Source organism: Bacteroides fragilis (assembly GCF_019583405.1).
Classification (GTDB): Bacteria; Bacteroidota; Bacteroidia; order Bacteroidales; family Bacteroidaceae; genus Bacteroides; species Bacteroides fragilis_B.
Map to the genome: position 1 here is coordinate 179,088 of NZ_SZUU01000008.1, position 20,100 is coordinate 199,187.

The 20,100-nt window shown below is 51.0% G+C and carries 12 protein-coding genes and 1 pseudogene; 8 read left to right on the forward strand and 5 right to left on the reverse strand.

The genetic code is table 11. From position 1 onward, the window contains the following. Positions 1-1,004: 1,004 nt before the first annotated feature. The 5 genes from FDF36_RS16675 to FDF36_RS16695 all read left to right on the forward strand — a co-directional run bounded on the left by FDF36_RS16675 (position 1,005) and on the right by FDF36_RS16695 (position 10,137). Positions 1,005-4,001: a SusC/RagA family TonB-linked outer membrane protein gene (locus FDF36_RS16675; protein WP_220392118.1), complete on the forward strand. Its 2,997-nt coding sequence runs from the start codon at positions 1,005-1,007 to the stop codon at positions 3,999-4,001. 137 nt (positions 4,002-4,138) lie between these two features. Further along, complete coding sequence (locus FDF36_RS16680; protein ID WP_220392119.1) at positions 4,139-5,647, forward strand: RagB/SusD family nutrient uptake outer membrane protein; 1,509 nt, start codon at positions 4,139-4,141, stop codon at positions 5,645-5,647. Between the two features lie 551 nt (positions 5,648-6,198). Beyond that, positions 6,199-7,494, forward strand: coding sequence for a glucoamylase family protein (locus tag FDF36_RS16685; protein ID WP_220392120.1), 1,296 nt, complete (start codon positions 6,199-6,201; stop codon positions 7,492-7,494). Between the two features lie 135 nt (positions 7,495-7,629). Beyond that, a complete protein-coding gene (locus FDF36_RS16690; RefSeq protein ID WP_220392121.1) occupies positions 7,630-9,351 on the forward strand; it encodes a family 43 glycosylhydrolase in 1,722 nt (573 codons plus the stop codon). A 12-nt stretch (positions 9,352-9,363) separates the two neighbouring features. Next, entirely contained in the window at positions 9,364-10,137 is a 774-nt protein-coding gene (locus FDF36_RS16695; RefSeq protein WP_220392122.1) for a carboxylesterase family protein, read from the forward strand. Positions 10,138-10,245: 108 nt separating this feature from the next. Here FDF36_RS16695 and FDF36_RS16700 read toward each other — a convergent pair whose 3' ends face one another. From FDF36_RS16700 to rpoN, 5 genes are all read right to left on the reverse strand, one after another. Next, on the reverse strand, positions 10,246-12,090 hold the full coding sequence (locus FDF36_RS16700) for a 4-hydroxy-3-methylbut-2-en-1-yl diphosphate synthase (RefSeq protein ID WP_220392139.1): 1,845 nt from the start codon (positions 12,088-12,090) through the stop codon (positions 10,246-10,248). A 211-nt stretch (positions 12,091-12,301) separates the two neighbouring features. Next, positions 12,302-12,808, reverse strand: coding sequence for a 5-(carboxyamino)imidazole ribonucleotide mutase (gene purE / locus FDF36_RS16705; RefSeq protein WP_005781966.1), 507 nt, complete (start codon positions 12,806-12,808; stop codon positions 12,302-12,304). A gap of 145 nt (positions 12,809-12,953) precedes the next feature. Continuing rightward, positions 12,954-13,334 (reverse strand): glycine cleavage system protein GcvH, encoded by a 381-nt coding sequence (gene gcvH, locus FDF36_RS16710; protein WP_220392123.1) that lies wholly within the window; start codon positions 13,332-13,334, stop codon positions 12,954-12,956. Positions 13,335-13,364: 30 nt separating this feature from the next. Then, positions 13,365-14,045, reverse strand: a complete 681-nt coding sequence (locus tag FDF36_RS16715; RefSeq protein WP_005781968.1) for a phosphatase PAP2 family protein — start codon at positions 14,043-14,045, stop codon at positions 13,365-13,367. 29 nt (positions 14,046-14,074) lie between these two features. Next, the gene (rpoN, locus tag FDF36_RS16720; RefSeq protein ID WP_005781969.1) at positions 14,075-15,553 is read right to left on the reverse strand and encodes an RNA polymerase factor sigma-54; all 1,479 of its coding nucleotides are present in this window, start codon (positions 15,551-15,553) and stop codon (positions 14,075-14,077) included. 198 nt (positions 15,554-15,751) lie between these two features. On the opposite strand from rpoN, the gene FDF36_RS16725 reads away from it, so the two are divergent. The 3 genes and pseudogenes from FDF36_RS16725 (at position 15,752) to FDF36_RS16735 (ending at position 20,097) form a co-directional block, all read left to right on the forward strand. After that, positions 15,752-17,125, forward strand: coding sequence for an aminopeptidase P family protein (locus tag FDF36_RS16725; RefSeq protein WP_165016443.1), 1,374 nt, complete (start codon positions 15,752-15,754; stop codon positions 17,123-17,125). 571 nt (positions 17,126-17,696) lie between these two features. After that, positions 17,697-18,032, forward strand: a pseudogene (locus tag FDF36_RS16730) (HU family DNA-binding protein); the annotation flags it as partial. Positions 18,033-18,159: 127 nt separating this feature from the next. Further along, entirely contained in the window at positions 18,160-20,097 is a 1,938-nt protein-coding gene (locus FDF36_RS16735) for a DUF3857 domain-containing protein (RefSeq protein WP_220392125.1), read from the forward strand. Positions 20,098-20,100 lie beyond the last annotated feature (3 nt).

Sequence of the window (20,100 nt, forward strand, 5' to 3'; positions counted from 1 at the left end):
TCAAGCGACTATTCAACTCTTTCCTTCTATAGATATTCCCAGTACGTTAATTGGCTATCAATTACTGATTCGCATGAATAATATAGAAAATAAGATTGCATTTTCAATTTATTGTTTTATCTTTGTAGAATTATAAGATAAACCTAACTTTAATCTCCGTCACAATAAAATCCAGACTTAAAAAAACTTAAAATCAACTCATTCATATTTACATTATTATTTAGGAAACCGCTACTTGTAGCGGTTTCTTTTTTGTACAAAACAGGAAAATTGCAAAAATGTCATTTAGATGCCTATATATCGTCGTCGTGATCTCACGAAGACATCGTCTTGACGACGAAAAATTGAGATCGTGATCTCAATTTTTAAGAGATAAAATGACTCCAAATGACTATTGGTAATTAGTTGTAACATTCTATAAAAAGAAAATTTGCTCTTAAATTGATGCAAAATGAAGAGCTGCTTTCCTCTCTTTCACTACCCGTCTATTTCATCCGGAAAGAATCCGTTCCTAAACCAGACAAGTCTATTATTTTTATCTTAGAATATAGTAAACGGAAAGATTCTCTCTTCTATTAAAGTCTATAGCGTAAATACTTCATAGCGGATATAGAAATAAATATGATTCACCACAGAGGACATAGAGGACACAGAGATTAATCAGCTGCGCTCTATCTGTTTTCAGATATAAGAACAGATAAAGAACAGATCAGAATAATATGCCCTCTGGTTCTTCTGTCTAAATTAAAACTCTGCGTCCTCTGTGTACTCTGTGGTGAATTCTAAACTGAATAGCCTCGACCCCTCCCAACCGTTTCATTTCCTTTCCTGAAACCTATTTTTATTTTATTGAATATTAATTAATTATATCACTTTGTAGTAGGGATGCAGTACTCCGGAAATCCCGTTTTTTTCTTCATGGTACTCTTGTAGTACCCCTTTTTTTGACTTACATCAATTTACCTTCTAAGTTTGCAGTAGAATTTTAAATCAGTACCAAAACGATGAAAAAAAATCTGTTTACCCTATGTATGATGTTGCTGCTTTCTACGCTTTCTTTTGCGCAAGGCAGCCTGACCATCTCGGGTGTTGTCACCGAGAAGAAAACAGGAGAGCCTATCATTGGCGCCAGTATCCTACTGAAAGGGCAATCGTCCGGAACTATCACGGACTTTGACGGCAACTATTCTATTTCAGGTGTCCCGTCGGGCGCCACTCTTGTTTTCAGTTACATCGGCATGAAAGCACAGGAGGTCAAGGTAACCGCCTCTTCAAAGCTGAATATCTCTCTTGAAGAGGACAATCAGCTGTTGGACGAAGTAGTTGTAGTCGGTTACGGCGTGCAACGCAAATCCGATCTGACCGGTTCGGTAGGCACGGTGAAGAGTAAAGACCTTACGAAAGTAGCCACTCCCAATGTGGCGAATGCCCTTCAGGGACGTGTCTCCGGTGTCTATATCTCAGCCAACGGTGCTCCCGGAAGCTCGCCCGAAGTGCGTATCCGCGGTATCGGTACAACGAATAACAGCAACCCCCTTTATGTGGTGGACGGAATGTTTATGGACGACATCTCTTTCCTGAGCACACACGACATCGAGTCGATGGAGGTGCTGAAAGACGCTTCGGCAACCGCCATGTACGGTTCGCGCGGTGCCAACGGTGTAATCATCGTTACCACCAAGCAGGGGACGGAAGGAAAAGTGGTGGTGAACTTTACGGCCAGCGAAGGATTCCAGTTCAACAACAGCAGCTTCGAGATGGCCAATGCCACCGAATATGCCACGCTGCTGAACGAAGCACTGGTCAACACGGGCGGAAAACCCAAGTTTGACGACCCTGCTTCACTGGGCAAAGGAACCAACTGGTTCGACGAAATCTTCCGTGTGGCTTCCGTACGCGACTATCAGCTCAGCGTCAGCGGCGGATCGGAGAAGGTGCGCTACAACCTCAGCGCTGGATATTACCAGCAGGACGGCATCATCACCGGAAACACCTACAACCGCTTCACCCTGCGTGCCAACAATAGCTACAAGATCAGCAAACGACTGACCATCGGGCACAACCTGTCGGCCTCTTTCAGCCATAAGAAAAACGAAAACAGCGCGGTGGTGAAAGCCGCCTACACCATCAGTCCCGTGAAGCGTCCCTACAATGAGGACGGAAGTTTCATGGATTCCGAAAGCGCTTCTTCCGCCAATCCCGTCGCTACACTCCATTATACAAACAATGACGACTGGAAAGAACGCATCGTGGGCAGCGCCTTCCTGAACTGGAATATCCTGAACGGGCTCGACTTTAAAACCAGCCTCGGCATCGACTACATCAACGGACGCCGCCGCAATTTCGTGCCGAAATACTACGTTTCGGAAACACAGAAGAACGAAACCAACAGCCTCTCCAAAACCTGGGACCGCGACTTCACCTGGCTGTGGGAGAACCTGTTGACTTATGACTGGAAGATCAATGACAAGAACCGGCTCAACCTCTTGGGAGGTATCACGGCGCAGAAGCGTGTTTATGAATTGCTGGAAGGCACCGGACGCGACTTCTTCTCCGATAACGAAAACTACTGGTATCTCGACCAGGCTTCGGCCAGCTCCAAGTCGGTGGCCAACAACGGATACCACGAAACAATGATGTCTTACCTCTTCCGGGCCAACTATGCGCTAATGGACCGCTATCTGCTGACGGCTTCGGTCCGTGCCGACGGTTCGTCTAAGTTCGGTCCCAACAACCGTTGGGGCTACTTCCCCTCAGTGGCTGCCGGATGGAGGATCTCGGAAGAAGCATTCCTGAAAGACCGCGTGCAATGGCTGAGCAACCTGAAGCTCAGAGGAAGCTGGGGACAGATCGGTAATGATAAAATAGGTAACGACAAATACCGTGCGCTTGCCAATATCTCTCCGTCTTACGATGCCGTGTTTGGCGGCGTGTTCTATCCCGGCGGAACCATCACGTCACTCTCCAACCGGAGCATCCATTGGGAACGTTCGGAGCAGATGGACCTCGGTTTCGACCTCGGACTGCTGAACAACCGCTTTTCACTGGAACTGGATTACTATCGCCGCGATACGAAAGACATGCTGGTGACGGTGGATGTACCGGCTTCCGTAGGCCTCACCCCGGTAGAAACAAACGTAGGGGCGGTGCGCAACAGCGGTGTGGACTTTACCGTGAAATGGGAAGATTCGCTGAAAGACTTCCGGTACGGTATCCGTCTGACAGGAACGACCATCAAAAACGAAGTCATCAGCCTGGGCGGCAAACGCATTGCCAGTGGTGACATCGGTGCCGGAAAATCCGTACAGATGACCGAAGAAGGAAAGCCGATTAAATATTTCTATGGTTACAACGTGATCGGCATCTTCCAGAACGAAGCGCAGATCAAGGAGTACAACGAGCGTGCCGCCGCTGCCACCGGAAATTCCGGACAACAGTATCAGAACAACGTAGGTCCCGGCGACCTGATATACGAAGACGTGGACGGTGACGGATACATCACCGCCAACGACCGTAAGGATCTGGGCAGCCCCACTCCCAAGTTCATCGGCGGTCTGGGCATCAGTGCTTCCTGGAAAGGATTCGACCTCTCTATCGACTTCCAAGGCAACTTCGGAAACAAGATATTCAATGCCAAGCAGGTAGAACGCTTCTCCGGTTCGGACAACTGGGACCGCTCCTTCCTCGACCGCTGGACACCCGAAAACCCGAATACCATGACACCGCGAATGACCTTGGAAGGCAACAACTATCAGGTGTCGAGCCGCTACGTAGAGAGCGGTTCGTACGTGAAGCTGCAAACAGTCGAGTTGGGATATACCTTCCCGAAGTCATGGATGCAGAAGGTATCCGTGCAGAACCTGAGAGTATACTTCTCCGGCAACAACCTGGCCTACTTCACCGGCTATAACGGCTTCACACCCGAAGTACTGGGCGGAATCGACCGCCAGATCTATCCGGTGACGGCTACCTGCCGCTTCGGGCTGAACGTTACTTTCTAATATTAAATGATATAGACATGAATACGATTCACCACAGATTACACCGATTAACACGGATACTTTAATCTTATTACCAATGAAATAATTATTAATCGGTGAAAATCTGTGTAATCTGTGGTGAACCCAAAACCATTACAATGAAAAAGATATATTCAATATTACTGGCTTCGGCACTGACCCTTTCTTCCTGTGCCGATTTCCTCGATGTAGATTCGCAGGGAAAGCTGACCGAAGATGTCTTCTTCGGCGAAGAAGAAGGCGCGTTGATGAGTATTAACGCCATCTATACCCAACTTCGGGCGTGGGACATCATCGGGTTCTCATGGTTTGCCATCACCGAGCTGCCCGGCGACAACTCCGATACGGGCAGTGAGCTGGCCGACGGCAGTGTGGCACGGCTGAACCTGTTCAACGATTTTAGTTACGATGCCTCTACCGCCGAGATCAACGGCTGGTGGGAAGGCAATTATAAAGCTATCGCTTCGTGTAATGTGGCTCTGGACAATCTGGGCGCGGTGAAGAACGAAGAACTCCGGGTGAAGTGTGTTGCTCAGGCCCGCTTTTTCCGGGGATTCTTCTACTTCAATCTCGTACGTGCTTTCGGCGGGGTGCCTTTGGTGACGAAGGTGTTGCAGCCCGGCGAATACAACCAGCCCCGGGCAACCGAAGATGCCGTCTATCAACAGATCATCGAAGACCTTACCTATGCAGCCGAGCATCTACCTACCCGTCAGGAGTGGGGTGCGAAAGAGTCGGGACGCGCCACCAAGGGAACGGCCGAAGGATTACTGGCCAAGGTATATCTCTTCCGCCAGGACTATGCCAACGTGAAGAAATACACCGGTCAGGTGATTGCCCGCGGCGAGTACGGCCTGCACCCGGATTATCGCGACCTGTTCAATCCGAACTCTTACTATTCGGACGAAGTGATGCTCGCCGACCAATACCTCTGGGGCGAATCGACCGAACGCAACCTCGAGTCGGAGTATGTGAAATGGCAGGGCATTCGCGGTGAGATGGGCTGGGGGATGTTCTCTCCTTCCGAAGCTCTCGACCAAGCCTATGAAGCGGGAGATCCCCGACGCACGGCAACCATTTTCTACGATGGAGAGACATTGGAGGGAAAGGGCGAGATTCATTTCAAGAAAGAAGTGCCGCCCCGTGCCAACAAAAAGACCATCTGGCCTATCGGTTACTGGAACGAGAACTCGTTTGCCAAACAGAATTGTCACCTGATCTTTCTGCGTTATGCCGATGTGCTGCTGATGTATGCCGAAGCCTGCAATGAATTGGGTGAAACCCGGGAAGCCCTCGACAAACTGGAGATGGTGCGCGCACGTGCCCGCAGAACAGTACATCCGGCGGATATGACAGTGGGATTGCCCGAGATTACGGAAACCGGTAAAGAGAAGCTCCGCGAGATCATCTGGAACGAGCGCCGCATCGAGCTGGCTTTGGAGGGACACCGTTTCTTCGACCTGATCCGTGCGGATAAGGTGGTGCCGGGCTATGCGGAGAAGATGATGAAGGCACACGGGAAGACAAACTTCTCGATAGCAAAGCATGCTACGTTCTTCATTCCGCAGAAACAGGTGGATATTTCGCAAGGGGTTCTCAAAATCTCATCCCCCGGCCCCTTCTCTTAACCTTTAAGAGAAGGGGAGGAGGCTGCGCGATGGAAATACGGCGTTCCGCCGTCGAAAGGGGACTGCGTCCCCCTTGCCCCTGTGGGGATTCCGAAGTGCAGTAGAGATGGCGGCCTCCGCCGCCCCGAAGGGCAGTGGGGAGCAGGCAGAGCTGGGTGAGAGAGGAAAGGTAGGTTTTCTTTCGGCCTTGTACTTACTTCTAAGTTTGTGCTTGTGTTTGGGTTTGCGTCCACTCCTGGGTTTGCGTCCATTTCAACTTTATGTTCACCCCGACTTTATGTTCACATTCAATTAAAAAGTATATATATAACCAGTTCATTTAAATAGAATCATTCCAATACTATCAATTCCATGATTACACCCGGTGTCCTCCCCACCGTCCTTTGGGGGGGGGCGGAGGCCGCCATCCCCTCTGCACTGCGGAATCCCCACAAGGGCAAGGGGGACACAGTCCCCTTTCGACGGCGGAACGCCGTATCTCCACCGCGCAGCCACCTCCCCTTCTCTTAAAGGTTAAGAGAAGGGGCCGGGGGATAAGATTTTGAAACATTATGAAACATACCCTATTATTTCTTCTTCTGATCTGTGCCTCCTCGTTGCAGACCACCGTTGCAGGCAATCGTCCGAAACTGACCGACGACGAGTTGATGACCCTTGTCCAGAAACAAACCTTCCGTTATTTCTGGGATTTTGCCCATCCCGAATCCGGCTTGGCGCGTGAGCGCAGCAACGACCGTCTGGAAGTTGCGACGATCGGCGGTTCCGGCTTTGGCGTGATGGCAATTATAGTCGGAGTGGAGCGTGGTTTCATCACCCGTGAGCAAGGAGCGGAACGTCTGCTCAAGATGGTGGAGTTCCTCAACAAAGCCGACAGCTATCACGGCATCTGGGCACATTGGATGGACGGTGCAACCGGAAAGACAATCCCCTTCAGCCGTAAGGATGATGGTGCCGACCTGGTAGAATCCGCCTTCATGTTCGAAGGACTGCTGGCAGCCCATCAGTACTTCGACCGGGATACCCCCACTGAAAACCGGGTGCGGGGACTCATCAACTCCCTCTGGCATCAGGCCGAGTGGGACTGGTTCACCCGTGGAGGTGAAGATGTGCTCTATTGGCACTGGTCACCCAATAACGGCTGGGCAATGAATCATCAGCTGAAAGGGCAGAACGAGTGCCACATAGCCTATGTGCTGGCTGCCTCTTCACCTACTTATCCCATCCGCGAATCGGTCTATCATAAAGGATGGGCCAACTCGATCACCTTTAAGAACGGGAAGGAGTTCTACGGCATCCGTCTGCCGCTGGGCACCGACTTTGGCGGACCGCTCTTCTTCACCCATTACTCTTACCTCGGACTCGACCCGCGCGGGCTTAAAGACCGCTATGCCGACTATGGCGAGCAGATGAAGGCGCATACCCTGATCAACCGTGCCTATTGCATCGACAACCCGAAGAAGTACAAAGGGTACAGCCGCAAATGCTGGGGACTGACGGCAAGTGACAACCATCTGGGCTACTCGGCGCATTGTCCGCAGAACGATCTGGGAGTGATCACTCCGACCGCGGCCATCTCTTCTATTCCTTATACCCCGGAACATTCTCTGGAAGCTATGCGTTACTTTTACGAAGAGCTGGGCGACCGCCTTTGGGGAGAATACGGCTTCAAGGATTCCTTCAACCTAACCGAGAACTGGTTTGCACCTTCTTATCTGGCCATCGACCAGGGCCCTATTGTGGTGATGATTGAGAATTACCGCACGGGGCTGATCTGGAAACTATTCATGAGCCATCCTGATGTGCAGAGAGGGCTGAAGAGACTGGGGTTCAGTTCAGAATCAAAATAAATAAGATAAAGGTTCACCACAGAGTGACACAGAGTCTCACAGAGTTTTGATTTTTTATTAATGGGATTTCTAAAAAGAAAAAACTTCTCTGTGAGACTCTGTGTTACTCTGTGGTGAAAACATACCGTTACAACCATGAAACAGCTATTTCTCCTTTTACTCCTCTTCCTGTCCCCGGCTCTTGCTCCCGCACAGGACATGCGGCAGGATACCTACTGCAACCCGCTGAACATAGATTATACATATATGATCTATAATTCCGACAAGGACATCTCTTACCGTTCCGGTGCCGATCCAGCGGTGGTCAGGTTCCGCGGCGAATACTATATGTTCGTCACCCGCTCCAATGGTTACTGGCATTCTAAGGATCTGCTGAACTGGGACTTTATCACTCCCAAAAACTGGTATCCGCAGGGAAGCAACGCCCCCGCCGCCCATAACTACAAAGACTCTGTGCTCTACGTCACCGGCGATCCGTCCGGTTCGATGAGTATCCTTTACTCCGACGACCCGAAGCGGGGAGAATGGAAAGCCACCCCCGCCATCTTGCATAACCTGCAGGATCCGGACCTGTTTATCGACGATGACGGCCGGGCCTATATGTTCTGGGGATCGTCCAATGTCTATCCCATCCGGGGAGTGGAGTTGGACAAGAATCACCGCTTTCTTCCCAAAGGAGAGGTGAAAGAGCTTTTCAGCCTCGACATGCTCCGCCACGGTTGGGAACGTTTCGGCGAGAACCACAGCGACACGGTTCTGAGAGGTTATATCGAAGGCCCGTGGCTGACCAAGCACAACGGGAGATATTATATGCAGTATGGTGCTCCCGGCACTGAGTTCAATGTCTATGCCGACGGCGTTTATGTAGCCGATCATCCGATGGGGCCTTACACCTATCAGAAACACAACCCCGTGTCGTATAAACCGGGCGGATACATGAACGGTGCCGGACACGGAAGCACGGTCCAGGGCCCCGGCGGAGCGTACTGGCATTTTGCTTCGATGGCCCTTTCCATCAATGTCAACTGGGAACGCCGCCTCTGCATGTTCCCTGCCGGATTCGATAAAGACGGCATCATGTACGTAGATACCCGTTTCGGAGATTATCCACGTTATGCCCCCGCTGTGCCCGGCAAGAGGGGCCGGTTCCGGGGATGGATGCTCCTGTCTTACCGCAAACCGGTGACAGCGTCTGCCGTGAAAGGCGGATTTGGACCTGCCGCGCTGACGGACGAGCTGACCAAGACCTTCTGGCTTGCTGAGGCGAACGATGAACGTCAGTGGGTGATGATCGATCTGGAGAACCCTGCCCGCGTTTGTGCCGTGCAGGTGAACTATCACGACTATCGGAGCGATATGTACGGCCGGATTCCCGGCTTGCGCCATCGCTACGTCATCGAGGGTTCTACCGACGGAGAGACCTGGAATACGCTGGTTGACCGCAAAAGCAGTTATAAGGACACACCGAATGACTATGTGGAGCTTGAAACTCCGGCCACGGTGCGTTACGTCCGGTATAGGAACATCGACGTACCCACTCCGAATCTTGCTATCTCCGAGTTGCGCGTATTCGGCCTCGGCTTCGGCAAAGCTCCCCGCCGTCCCGGCAAACTGACCCTGGACCGGCATGCCGACCGGCGGGACATCACCATCCGTTGGGAACCAGTGAAAGGTGCGCAGGGGTACAATGTGCTCTGGGGCATCGCTCCCGATAAGTTGTACAGTTCGTGGATGGTATACGACGGCACCGAGTTGCTGATGAAATCTCTGACCACCGACCAGGATTATTATTTCGCCGTGGAGGCCTTTAATGAAAATGGTGTATCTTTACCCTCCGAAACCCGATATGTAGAATAATCCCGAATAGCCATGAAACAGTTTGTTCTTTTCTTCCTCAGTATCTTCCTGCTGACCGTGGGTGTCCGTTCGCAAGAGGCGTATCAGAAAAAAGTATTTATCTCCTCCCGGGGAGATTCGCTGAACTACCGTTTGCTTCGTCCGGAGTCGGAAAAGCCGGGGCAGCGATATCCTTTGGTGCTCTTTCTGCACGGTGCCGGCGAGCGGGGGAGCGACAACGAGAAACAATTGACACACGGTGGACAGATGTTTCTCAACCCCGTGAACCGTGAGAAGTATCCGGCATTTGTCCTCGTGCCTCAATGTCCGGAGAAGGATTACTGGGCATACGTTTCCCGCCCTTCTTCGTTCGTTCCTTCGGAGATGCCGGTGGGACAGGAGATCACTCCCGTTTTGCGTGCGGTAAAGGAATTGCTGGACACTTACCTCAATTTGCCTTCGGTGGATCGTGACCGCGTCTACGTAGTGGGTCTTTCTATGGGAGGCATGGCGACGTACGACCTTGCCATCCGCTTTCCGGATACATTTGCCGCCGCCGTCCCCATTTGTGGCACGGTGAATCCCGGACGTCTGGCCGATGCCGTGAGTGTCCGTTTCCGCATTTTCCATGGGGATGCCGATAACGTAGTGCCGGTAGAAGGCTCTCGCGAGGCTTATAAAACGTTGAAGAAACTTGGAGCAGAGGTGGAATACGTCGAGTTTCCCGGTTGCAATCACGGCAGCTGGAATCCGGCTTTCAACTATCCCGGATTCATGGAGTGGCTCTTTACCAGCCGAAAGAAGTAAGGTGCCGGGAGTAACTCTCGGCACCCTTTCTTAATCCGTGGTGCTTTCTTTTTGTTGATTACTTATTCGTCGGCGGGACTAACTGTCTTTTTTGGGAGAAGATCGGGATTAAGCCTTCTCTTCGTAGTCACCGTTTGCCTTAATCAGTTCGATCAGTTTTTCCACGGCTTCTTCTTCGGGAATATTCTTCTCGATGCACTCCTTCCGTTTGTAAAGGCTTACCTTGCCACGGCCGGCACCCACGTAGCCATAGTCGGCATCCGCCATCTCGCCGGGTCCGTTGACGATACATCCCATGATGCCTATTTTCAGTCCCTTCAGGTGTGAAGTGGCTGCTTTGACGCGGGCAATCGTACTTTGCAGGTTGAACAGTGTCCGTCCGCATCCCGGGCAAGAGATATACTCCGTCTTGCTGGTGCGGATGCGTCCCGCTTGCAGGATGCCGAAGGCGGTAGCGTCGATCACCGCATGACTCAGTTCCCCTTGGTTAAAGAGATAAATGCCGTCACACAGACCATCGAATATCAGTGCTCCCATGTCCGCACCGGCCTTGATTTGCAGATCTTCGGCTGCATTTTCGGAGTAGTGCTGGAAGAAGATGACCGGGTTCTGCAACCCTTCCACCGCCAGTTGATGGGCCAGCGCACGATGTTCGCCTACCCGGTTCGGGTGGTTGCTTTGCGAGATCACCACTACTTCGGGATGTCGTTTCAGGCAGGCCACTACCTCGTCCGTAAGTGCCATATAAGGAATGAAGAAGAACTTCAGTCCGGCGGTGCACGTTTCCATCAGCTCCAGTTGGGCATAATTGAAAGCAGGCCACGTGTCCGGTTCTCCTTTCCACACGTCGGCGTCGAGGATGTATTGCATACCTTTTTCCGGCTGTTCGGGCAGTTCACGTCCGGCGTAGATATAATCCGGCGTGAATTGCGGGTTGGTCTCCATCCGTCCGTCCATGCGGTCGGCAAGCACTACTGGCAGATGGTCGCCGCCAATGTTCCGCACCGGTTGCGTTTTGCGCCTCGTCGGAGAGAGGTAGTTGAAGTCCGGTGCCTCCATGCCGGGGATGTATGGGTGATCCTGTCTCCCGACAATGTAGTCGACCAGTTTGCGTGCCACGGGAATTTCGGCTTCCGGCTCCTCACTCAGTGAGACGCGGATGGTGTCGCCCATTCCGTCGGACAATAAAGCACCGATGCCCAAGGCCGATTTGATGCGTCCGTCTTCTCCGTCGCCAGCTTCCGTCACACCCAGGTGAAGCGGGAATGCCATGCCTTCCTGTTCCATCACGGCCACCAGCAGGCGTACGGTTTTCACCATTACCACTGTGTTGGAGGCCTTGATCGAGATTACGACATCCGTGAACTTCTCGTCCACGCAGATGCGCAGGAATTCCATGCACGACTCTACCATACCTTCGGGCGTGTCGCCATAGCGGGACATGATGCGGTCGGACAGTGAACCGTGGTTCACGCCGATGCGTATGGCCGTATGATTTTCTTTGCAGATATTGAGGAAAGGAACGAAGCGGTCGCGTATCTTCTGCAGTTCGGCGGCATACTCCTCGTCGGTGTATTCCAGTTGCTTGAACGTGCGTCCCGGGTCTACGTAGTTGCCCGGATTGATGCGTACTTTCTCCGCATATCGGGCTGCCACGTCAGCTACCTTCGGGCTGAAGTGTACATCGGCCACAAGCGGAACCATGTATCCGTCACTGCGCAGTCCGATGTTGATGTTCATCAGGTTTTCGGCTTCTTTCACCCCTTGTGTGGTGAGGCGGACGTACTCTCCGCCGGCATCTACGATGCGCTTTGCCTGAGCCACACAAGCTTCGGTGTCCTGCGTGGCGGTATTGGTCATCGACTGGATTCGGATAGGGTTGGAGCCTCCCAACGGAGCAGCCCCGATGTTCACTTCCGAAGTTTCCCGCCGGGAGTAGTTGAATAAATCCATTTTGTTGTATGTAATTGGAGTCGCTTTACGACCGGACGATTTACTGCTTACGAGAGGAGTGCCGAAACTCACCACAGAGGACACAGAGTAACACTGAGTGAATTTAAACCATTGATTATCCATATTGATAATTTGTGAAAATCTGTGTAATCTGTGGTGAAAAGAGTTCCGCCTCCTCCCGTAACCGGTAAATCGTCCGTCATAAATCTTCTCAGTTTGTTTTAAACTCGTATTTGATCTCTTTCAGCTCTTCATTAGCTTTTACGATCTTCTTTTTCAGTCCCTCCTTATAGGCAATGAATTTCGTTTCGAGTTCTTTATTTTCCAATGAAAGCATTTGTACGGCAAGGATGGCAGCGTTCAATGCTCCGTTGATGCCTACGGTTGCCACGGGGATTCCCGGAGGCATCTGTACGATGGCCAGAAGCGCATCCATTCCGTCGAGAGACGACTTGATAGGTACACCGATTACCGGCAGCGAGGTGGAGGCGGCAATCACGCCCGGCAGGTGGGCGGCCATGCCGGCAGCGGCGATTATTACTTTAATGCCGCGTGAGCGGGCATTCTTGGCGAACTCTTCCACAGCTTCGGGAGTGCGGTGAGCCGAAAGCGCGTTCATTTCGAACGGCACGTGAAGGTCATTGAGCAACTGAGCGGCCTTCTCCATAACTGGAAGGTCGGAAGTGCTACCCATGATGATGCTTACAATTGGGGTCATATTGTTTTAATTATACGCTAAATGTTTTCTTTCTTTAGACTTGCATGGCTTCGGATTCACCACAGAGGACACAGAGAATATTTTTCTCTTTAATAGCTTATGAAGGAAGAGATTAAAACTCTGTGTCCTCTGTGGTGAAATCTCTTTATTCGTTCACCAATGCCTTGTAACTTTCTGCATTCAGCAGGTTGTCAAGGTCGGCAGCATTGGCAGGTTTCATTTTGATGAGCCAGCCTTCGCCGTATGGGGCTTTATTCACCAGCTCGGGGTTTTCTTCCAGTGCGGGGTTTTGTTCCAGCACTTCGCCTGCAACGGGCAGGAAGAGGTCGGAGATGGTCTTTACTACTTCGATGGTACCGAACACTTCGTTGGCTTCCAGGGTTTCGCCTTCGGTAGGAATGTCGACAAATACGATGTCGCCCAGTTGTTCCTGTGCATAGTCGGTGATACCTACATAAGCTGTGTCGCCCTCAAGGCGGATCCATTCATGTTCGTTGGTGTACTTTACATTCTGTGGGAAGTTCATAATGATTAGTTTTTAGGATTGATACTATGTTTAAAATAAAAATATACGAAACAATACGTTGCTGAGCGGGTGGAGCACCAGCAGCGAGCAGACGAAACCGACGGTAAAGCCGGCAAGGACTTCGCCCAGCGTGTGATGTTGCAGGATGATGCGTGCCGAGCCTAATATCCCTGCTATGAGGATGAAGAGGCAAAGCCACCACACCGGGTTGTAGCTGAAGAGCGCACTGAACGATACCAGTCCGCCTACGATACCGCCCATGCCTGCCATGTGTTCGCTCAGCTTCCACTTCAGGTTGACGAAGATGCAGATGACCAGCACGACCAGCGAGGCCAGTATGATGCCTGTCATATACCAGGGGATATTCAGTTTGTGCATCATCATCAGGCAGAAGACGTAGGAGATGATGGTGAGCAGGATCGGCACATAGCGTTTCTTGCGGTCGCTCAGGTCCTGGCGGGCAAAGCCGTTCACTTTGCGGAACAGGAAGATGGTCATGGTGGGCATCAGGATGGTGAAGCAGTAGACAATGCCCAATACGATGAGTTTGTACTGCAACGGCATGATGCGCAGGTAAGAGAACAGGAACAATACGAGGAAGGCCAGAAAGGGGATAGAGAATGGAGTCAGTATTCCCGAAATGATTCTGGCCGTACGGATCAGTGTCCTGTCAGCTATGATATGTTGCTCTATCTTCTCTTCTTCAGCCATTGGGTTTTGTTCTTTTTGATTATGCTTTTTTATTTTCTCAGTCTCGCCACCGGGATGTTGAGTTGCTGGCGGTACTTGGCCACCGTCCGGCGTGCGATGGGGTATCCTTTTTCTTTCAGTATTTCGGCCAGTTCATCGTCGGTCAGCGGTTTCTTTTTGTCCTCGCCGTCGATGCATTCTTTGAGGATTTTCCGTATCTCACGTACCGACATCTCTTCGCCGTCTCCGGTGGTATATCCGTCGCTGAAGAAGAACTTCAGGGGATAGATGCCGTAGTTGGTCTGTACATATTTGCTGTTGCTCACGCGCGAGATGGTCGATATGTCGAGTCCCGTACGTTCGGCCACGTCTTTGAGGATCATCGGGCGGAGCAGCGACTCGTCGCCTTCGAGGAAGAAGGGGCGTTGCAGGTCGATGATGGCCTGCATGGTGGTCATCAGCGTATTCTGGCGTTGCTTCACCGCGTCGATGAAGCCTTGCGCAGCATCCATCTTCTGTTTGAGGAACATCATGGCCTCTTTCGATTCTTTGGACTGGTTGGCCTTGTTCTTCGTATGTTCCTCCACCATCTCGGTGAAGTCGCGGCTCATGCGCAGTTCCGGCAGGTTCCGGTTGTTGAGGCTGATGTTGATGGTTCCGTCGTCGTAGGTATCGACGATGAAGTCGGGGACGATCTGTTGCAGGTTCCGTCCGATGGCTTCACCCAATGACGCACCTGGGCGCGGATTGAGCTTGGTGATCTCTTCGAGTGCCTTGTAGAAGTACTCTTCGTCCAGTCCGAGCTTCCTGATGATCTTCTCCCAATGTTTCCGGGTGAATTCTTCGTAGCACTCGCTGATGATCTCCTCTTCCGTTGCTAACAGGGGGTCCGCGGTATGCGGTTGTTTTTTCCGGCGTATCTGGATCAGCAGGCATTCTTGTAGGCTGCGCGCGCCGAGGCCGGGAGGGTCGAAGTCCTGTACGATTTTCAGGGCTTGTTCCAGTTCTTCTTCCGTCGCGTTGATGCCGGCATAGATGGCCAGTTCGTCGCCGATGCTTTCGAGCGACTTGCGGAGCAGGCCGTCATCGTCCAGCGAACCGATCAGGTATTCTGCCAGTTCGCGCTGATGTTCGGTCAGGTCGCGTTCGCCCAGTTGCTCTCTCAGGATTTCGTAGAATGACGTGGCGTCCGAGAATGGAATCTCTTCCGCCTGCTCGCCTTTGGAGCGGTTGTTTTCCTGGAGTTTATAGTCGGGGATGTCATCTTCGGTCAGATAGTCGCTCAGAGAATCGTAGTCCGTATCTCCTTCTGCTTCTCCTTCGGCGGTTTCGGCAGGGGTGGTTTCGTCGGAGGCGTTTTCTTCTTTGCCTTCTTCAAGGGCGGGATTCTCCAGCAGTTCGGCATGTACACGGTCTTCCAGTTCCACAGCCGGTAGCTCCAGTAGCTTCACTACCAGAATTTGCTGCGGTGAGAGCGTTTGTATCTGCTGCTGCGCCTGCGATTGTATCTGACGGGAACCTTGTGCCATACGTTGAATGCTTTACGTTTTTTTTTGTTTCTCGCTACAAAAGTAATGAATTGTTCGATATAGCGAAATGATTTATCCGATAAAAGGAGTTAAAGGAGGAAACGGGCGGAGAAGGCGGCGGAATTAAAGCTTTCCATCTTCTTTGCCAATTCATCCTTTGTTTATATCTTTGCCTTCATAACTTAAATACATACCATTATGTTCAGCAAAGAGACATATATGCAGCGCAGAGCCCTGCTGAAAAAAACATTAGGCTCCGGAGTATTGTTGTTTTTGGGTAACGACGAGTGCGGGTTGAACTACGAGGACAATACGTTCCGCTATCGTCAGGATTCCACCTTTCTTTATTACTTCGGCCTTTCGTTTGCCGGACTTTCTGCTATAATCGACATTGATGAAGATAAGGAAATTATATTTGGTGACGAGCTTACCATCGATCACATCGTGTGGATGGGTACACAGCCGACGCTGAAGGAGAAGAGCCGGCGGGTGGGAGTCAGCATCACCATGCCTTCGGCGGACATCATCGGCTATCTGCATAAGGCGGTGCAAAAGGGCCAGGCCATCCATTACCTGCCTCCTTACCGTGCCGAGCATAAGCTGAAACTGATGGACTGGCTGGGAGTACCTCCCGCACGCCAGGAAGGGTCGGTGCCCTTTATCCGCGCGGTGATCGCGCAGCGCAATTACAAGTCAGCCGAGGAGGTTGTCGAAATTGAGAAGGCTTGTGACATCACGGCGGATATGCACATCACGGCCATGAAGATATTGCGTCCCGGCATGCGCGAATGGGAGGTGTCGGCAGCTATGGAAGCGGTGGCACACGCCGCTGGAGGCGATCTTTCGTTCGCTACCATCGCTACGGTGAACGGGCAGACACTTCACAACCACTATCACGGCAACACGGTGAAGCCGGGCGATCTGTTTCTGATCGATGCCGGTGCCGAGACGGAGATGGGATATGCCGGCGACATGTCGTCCACCATCCCTGCCGATAAGAAGTTCACGCAGCGGCAGCGCGAGGTTTACGAGATACAGAACGCCATGCATCTGGAGTCGGTGAAAGCACTCCGTCCGGGCATTCCTTATATGGACGTGTACGATTTGTCGGCACGCGTGATGGTCGAAGGCCTGAAAGGACTCGGACTGATGAAGGGAAATGCCGAAGACGCCGTACGTGAAGGCGCGCATGCCCTGTTCTATCCTCACGGATTAGGGCACATGATGGGGCTCGACGTGCACGATATGGAGAACCTGGGCGAACTCTGGGTGGGCTACAACGGACAGCCCAAGAGCACGCAGTTCGGCCGTAAGTCGCAGCGTCTCGCCATACCGTTGGAACCGGGCTTTGTGCATACCGTTGAGCCGGGCATTTATTTCATCCCCGAGCTGATAGACCTGTGGAAGGGACAGAAGAAGTTTACCGACTTTATCAATTACGATAAAGTGGAGACGTACAAGGACTTCGGGGGCATTCGTAACGAAGAGGATTATCTGATTACGGAAACGGGGGCCCGCCGTTTAGGAAAGAAGATTCCGCTGACACCGGACGAGGTGGAAGCGCTAAGATAATTTTTTTTCATGAACAGTGTTATTAAGATGTGAATCCAGGTAACACTTTTATTTAATTTTTGGTATGTCCGGATAACGATCCGGACGGTTTATGTAAATTTTGTTAAGACAAGATTGCTTGGATGTGAATCTGGGCAATCTTTTTTTTGTCGATTTTTTAAAGAAAATGAAGAAAGAATTGTTTTTCTGATTTTAATAAGATACTTTTGTTGAAGATTTGAATCATTTACTATCTTAAACGGATTTAGCTATTGAAACGTATGCTTGCCGTTTATGAAATTAAAAATAATACTGATATCTGATAAACCATTATACACAGACAACTTAATTTTTTTTTTCATAGCATTCTGATATCACTTAGATGTGAATCCAGGAGATATCTCTATTTTATAATAAGACTAATTTAATGAATTTTTCAAATTGACAAAGATTGCTTGGATGTGAATCCGGGTAATCTTTTTTTGTTGTTTCTTGAAAAAAGAGAAGAAAGAGTTGTTTTTAAAATTTTAAGGGTATTCCTTTGAAGGAATTAAATAATTTTCTATTAATAACCTATCTAATCCTAAAAAACATGAGCGGATTGTATTATAACTTAGCGTTGCGGAACAGTGATGTGAGAGATAAAGATTCTGAAAAGTTGTATTATTGTGTCTTGAAGAACAGGGGGATGGTGGATCAGGAAACATTTATCAATTATCTAAGTCAGATTTCCGGGGGGCAAGATGCCTTATGTTTGGCTGTGCTTTCTAAGTTGGGAGCAGCGATTATCAATTTTCTGCAAGATGGGCAGGGCGTGGACATCCTGCATTGGGGAATCTTCAATCTAACGGCAAATAGCGCGGGGGTAAAAACAGCTGATGAGTCAAAAGCGTCGCAAATAAAGTCTATCAACTTGCGCTTTTCTTCTGCTGTCCGATACTTTATTTTCAAAGACTTCTCCTGATACGTTTTGTTTTTATGCATCGATATACTACTTTTGTCCGTTACAGACAGAAAAACGATAAAACCATTCACAAATATTCAATTTATAAACTATGCGTAAATTAAAAAATGTCCTCCGGGCATCTTCATGCTGTGCTTTTTCAATCTTAATGTGTCTCCCGACTGCCGGGCAGAATGCATGGAGCGAAGCTGACTGCGTGACCCTGCTGGACAGTATCTCGGTAACCGTACAGCCAAACGGCTCCGGAAGTTTTGCCGTGTACCGATCGTTTAAAGTACAGACTCCCAAAGGGGCAGTGAATAACCATGTGATCAAGTATGATTATGATCCACTGACGGCCTTTGCCCGTTTCAAGCAAGTCACCGTGCAGCGTGCCAACGGCGAAACCATGCAGGTGGATGTGACCAAGACCTGCGATTATGCCGCTCCGGCAAGGGCTATTTATTGGGGAGCCCGTCAGATCATGCTCGAACTCGGACGCCTGGAGCCTGGAGATGTCGTTTCCTACGAAATCAGTAAGAAAGGCTTTACATACGCTCTGCTGGCGGGAGCTGAAGAGGATGACGCGCGTTTCATTCCGCCCATGCGCGGGCAATTCTACGATATTGTTCCTTTTTGGGTGAACGAGCCCACCCGCCGCAAGGTATACGTTGTCAGTATGCCGATGGAAAAAGAGCTTCAGTTCCAGTTCTATAACGGTGCCTGCGCCTCGTCAATGCGTTATGAGGACGGGCGAAAGGTATATGCGTTTGCCGTGAACGAAGTGCTTCCTTTCCGGAAAGAGCCCAATATGGTGGATCTTTTTGATGAAGCCCCGAAGCTGATGATGTCGTCTACCCCGAAATGGGAGGATAAGTCGCTCTGGTTTCACGACCTGAACGAGGCGTACGGCAGCTTTGCCCCACTGCCCGAGGCTCAGAAGAAAGTGGACGAACTGATAAAGGGAAAAAAGACCGAAATGGAAAAAATCGCCGTATTGACCCATTGGGTAGCCGATAATATCCGTTATGCGGGCATCACCATGGGCGAAGGCGAGGGCTTTACACTCCATAATACGAAGATGAACTACACCGACCGCTGCGGAGTATGCAAGGACATTGCCGGCACGCTGATCTCTTTCCTGCGTATGGCGGGATTTGAGGCCTATCCGGCCATGACGATGGCGGGAAGCCGCATCGAAAGCATCCCTGCCGATCACTTTAACCACTGTGTGGCAGTGGTGAAGTTAGCGAATGGGACGTATATGCCCCTCGATCCTACCTGGGTTCCTTTCTGTCGCGAGTTGTGGAGCAGTGCCGAGCAGCAGCAGAACTATCTGCCCGGCATTCCGGGAGGTTCCGACTTGTGCCTGACTCCGGTTTCGGCTCCCGAGAATCATTATGTCCGCATCACTGCCGATAACAAAATCGATGCAAAGGGCACGCTGAAAGGTTCGTTTACCATCACCGCCGAAGGTCAGTCGGACAGCAGCATCCGCCGCATCTTTACGCAGGGCTGGCAGACCGAATGGCAAAGCACGATGGAAAGCCAGTTGCTCAACGTATCTCCCAAAGCCCGTATGCTCGGAGTGGACTACGGAAAGGCACCGAAGGATTATCAGGCAGGCCCCATTCGCATCACGTTCCGTTATGAGATACCGGACTATGCGCTGGTCGGTGACCGGGAATTAGTGTTGAAACCGATGGTGATGAACAACCTCTATACGAGTGTTCTCTCGTTCCTGCGTATCGATACCGGCTTGGAAACCCGCCAATACGGCTTCCGTGATGCTTGCTCTCGTCTGGTCGAATTGGACGAAACGATTGCCCTGCCGCGGGGATACCGCTTAGTGGGAGAGCCGCGCAGCGAACAAAAGGCCGCTCCGGCAGCCGACTTCGAAGGCTCGTTGCAGCAGGTTGGCAACAAACTGGTGCTGAAACAGAAACTCGCCTTGAAGAAGCGCATCTATCGGGCAGCCGACTGGGAAGGATTCCGCGCTGCGGTGAATGCCTACAAAAGCTTTGCGGATTATTTGATTGTTAAACTCTAAAAA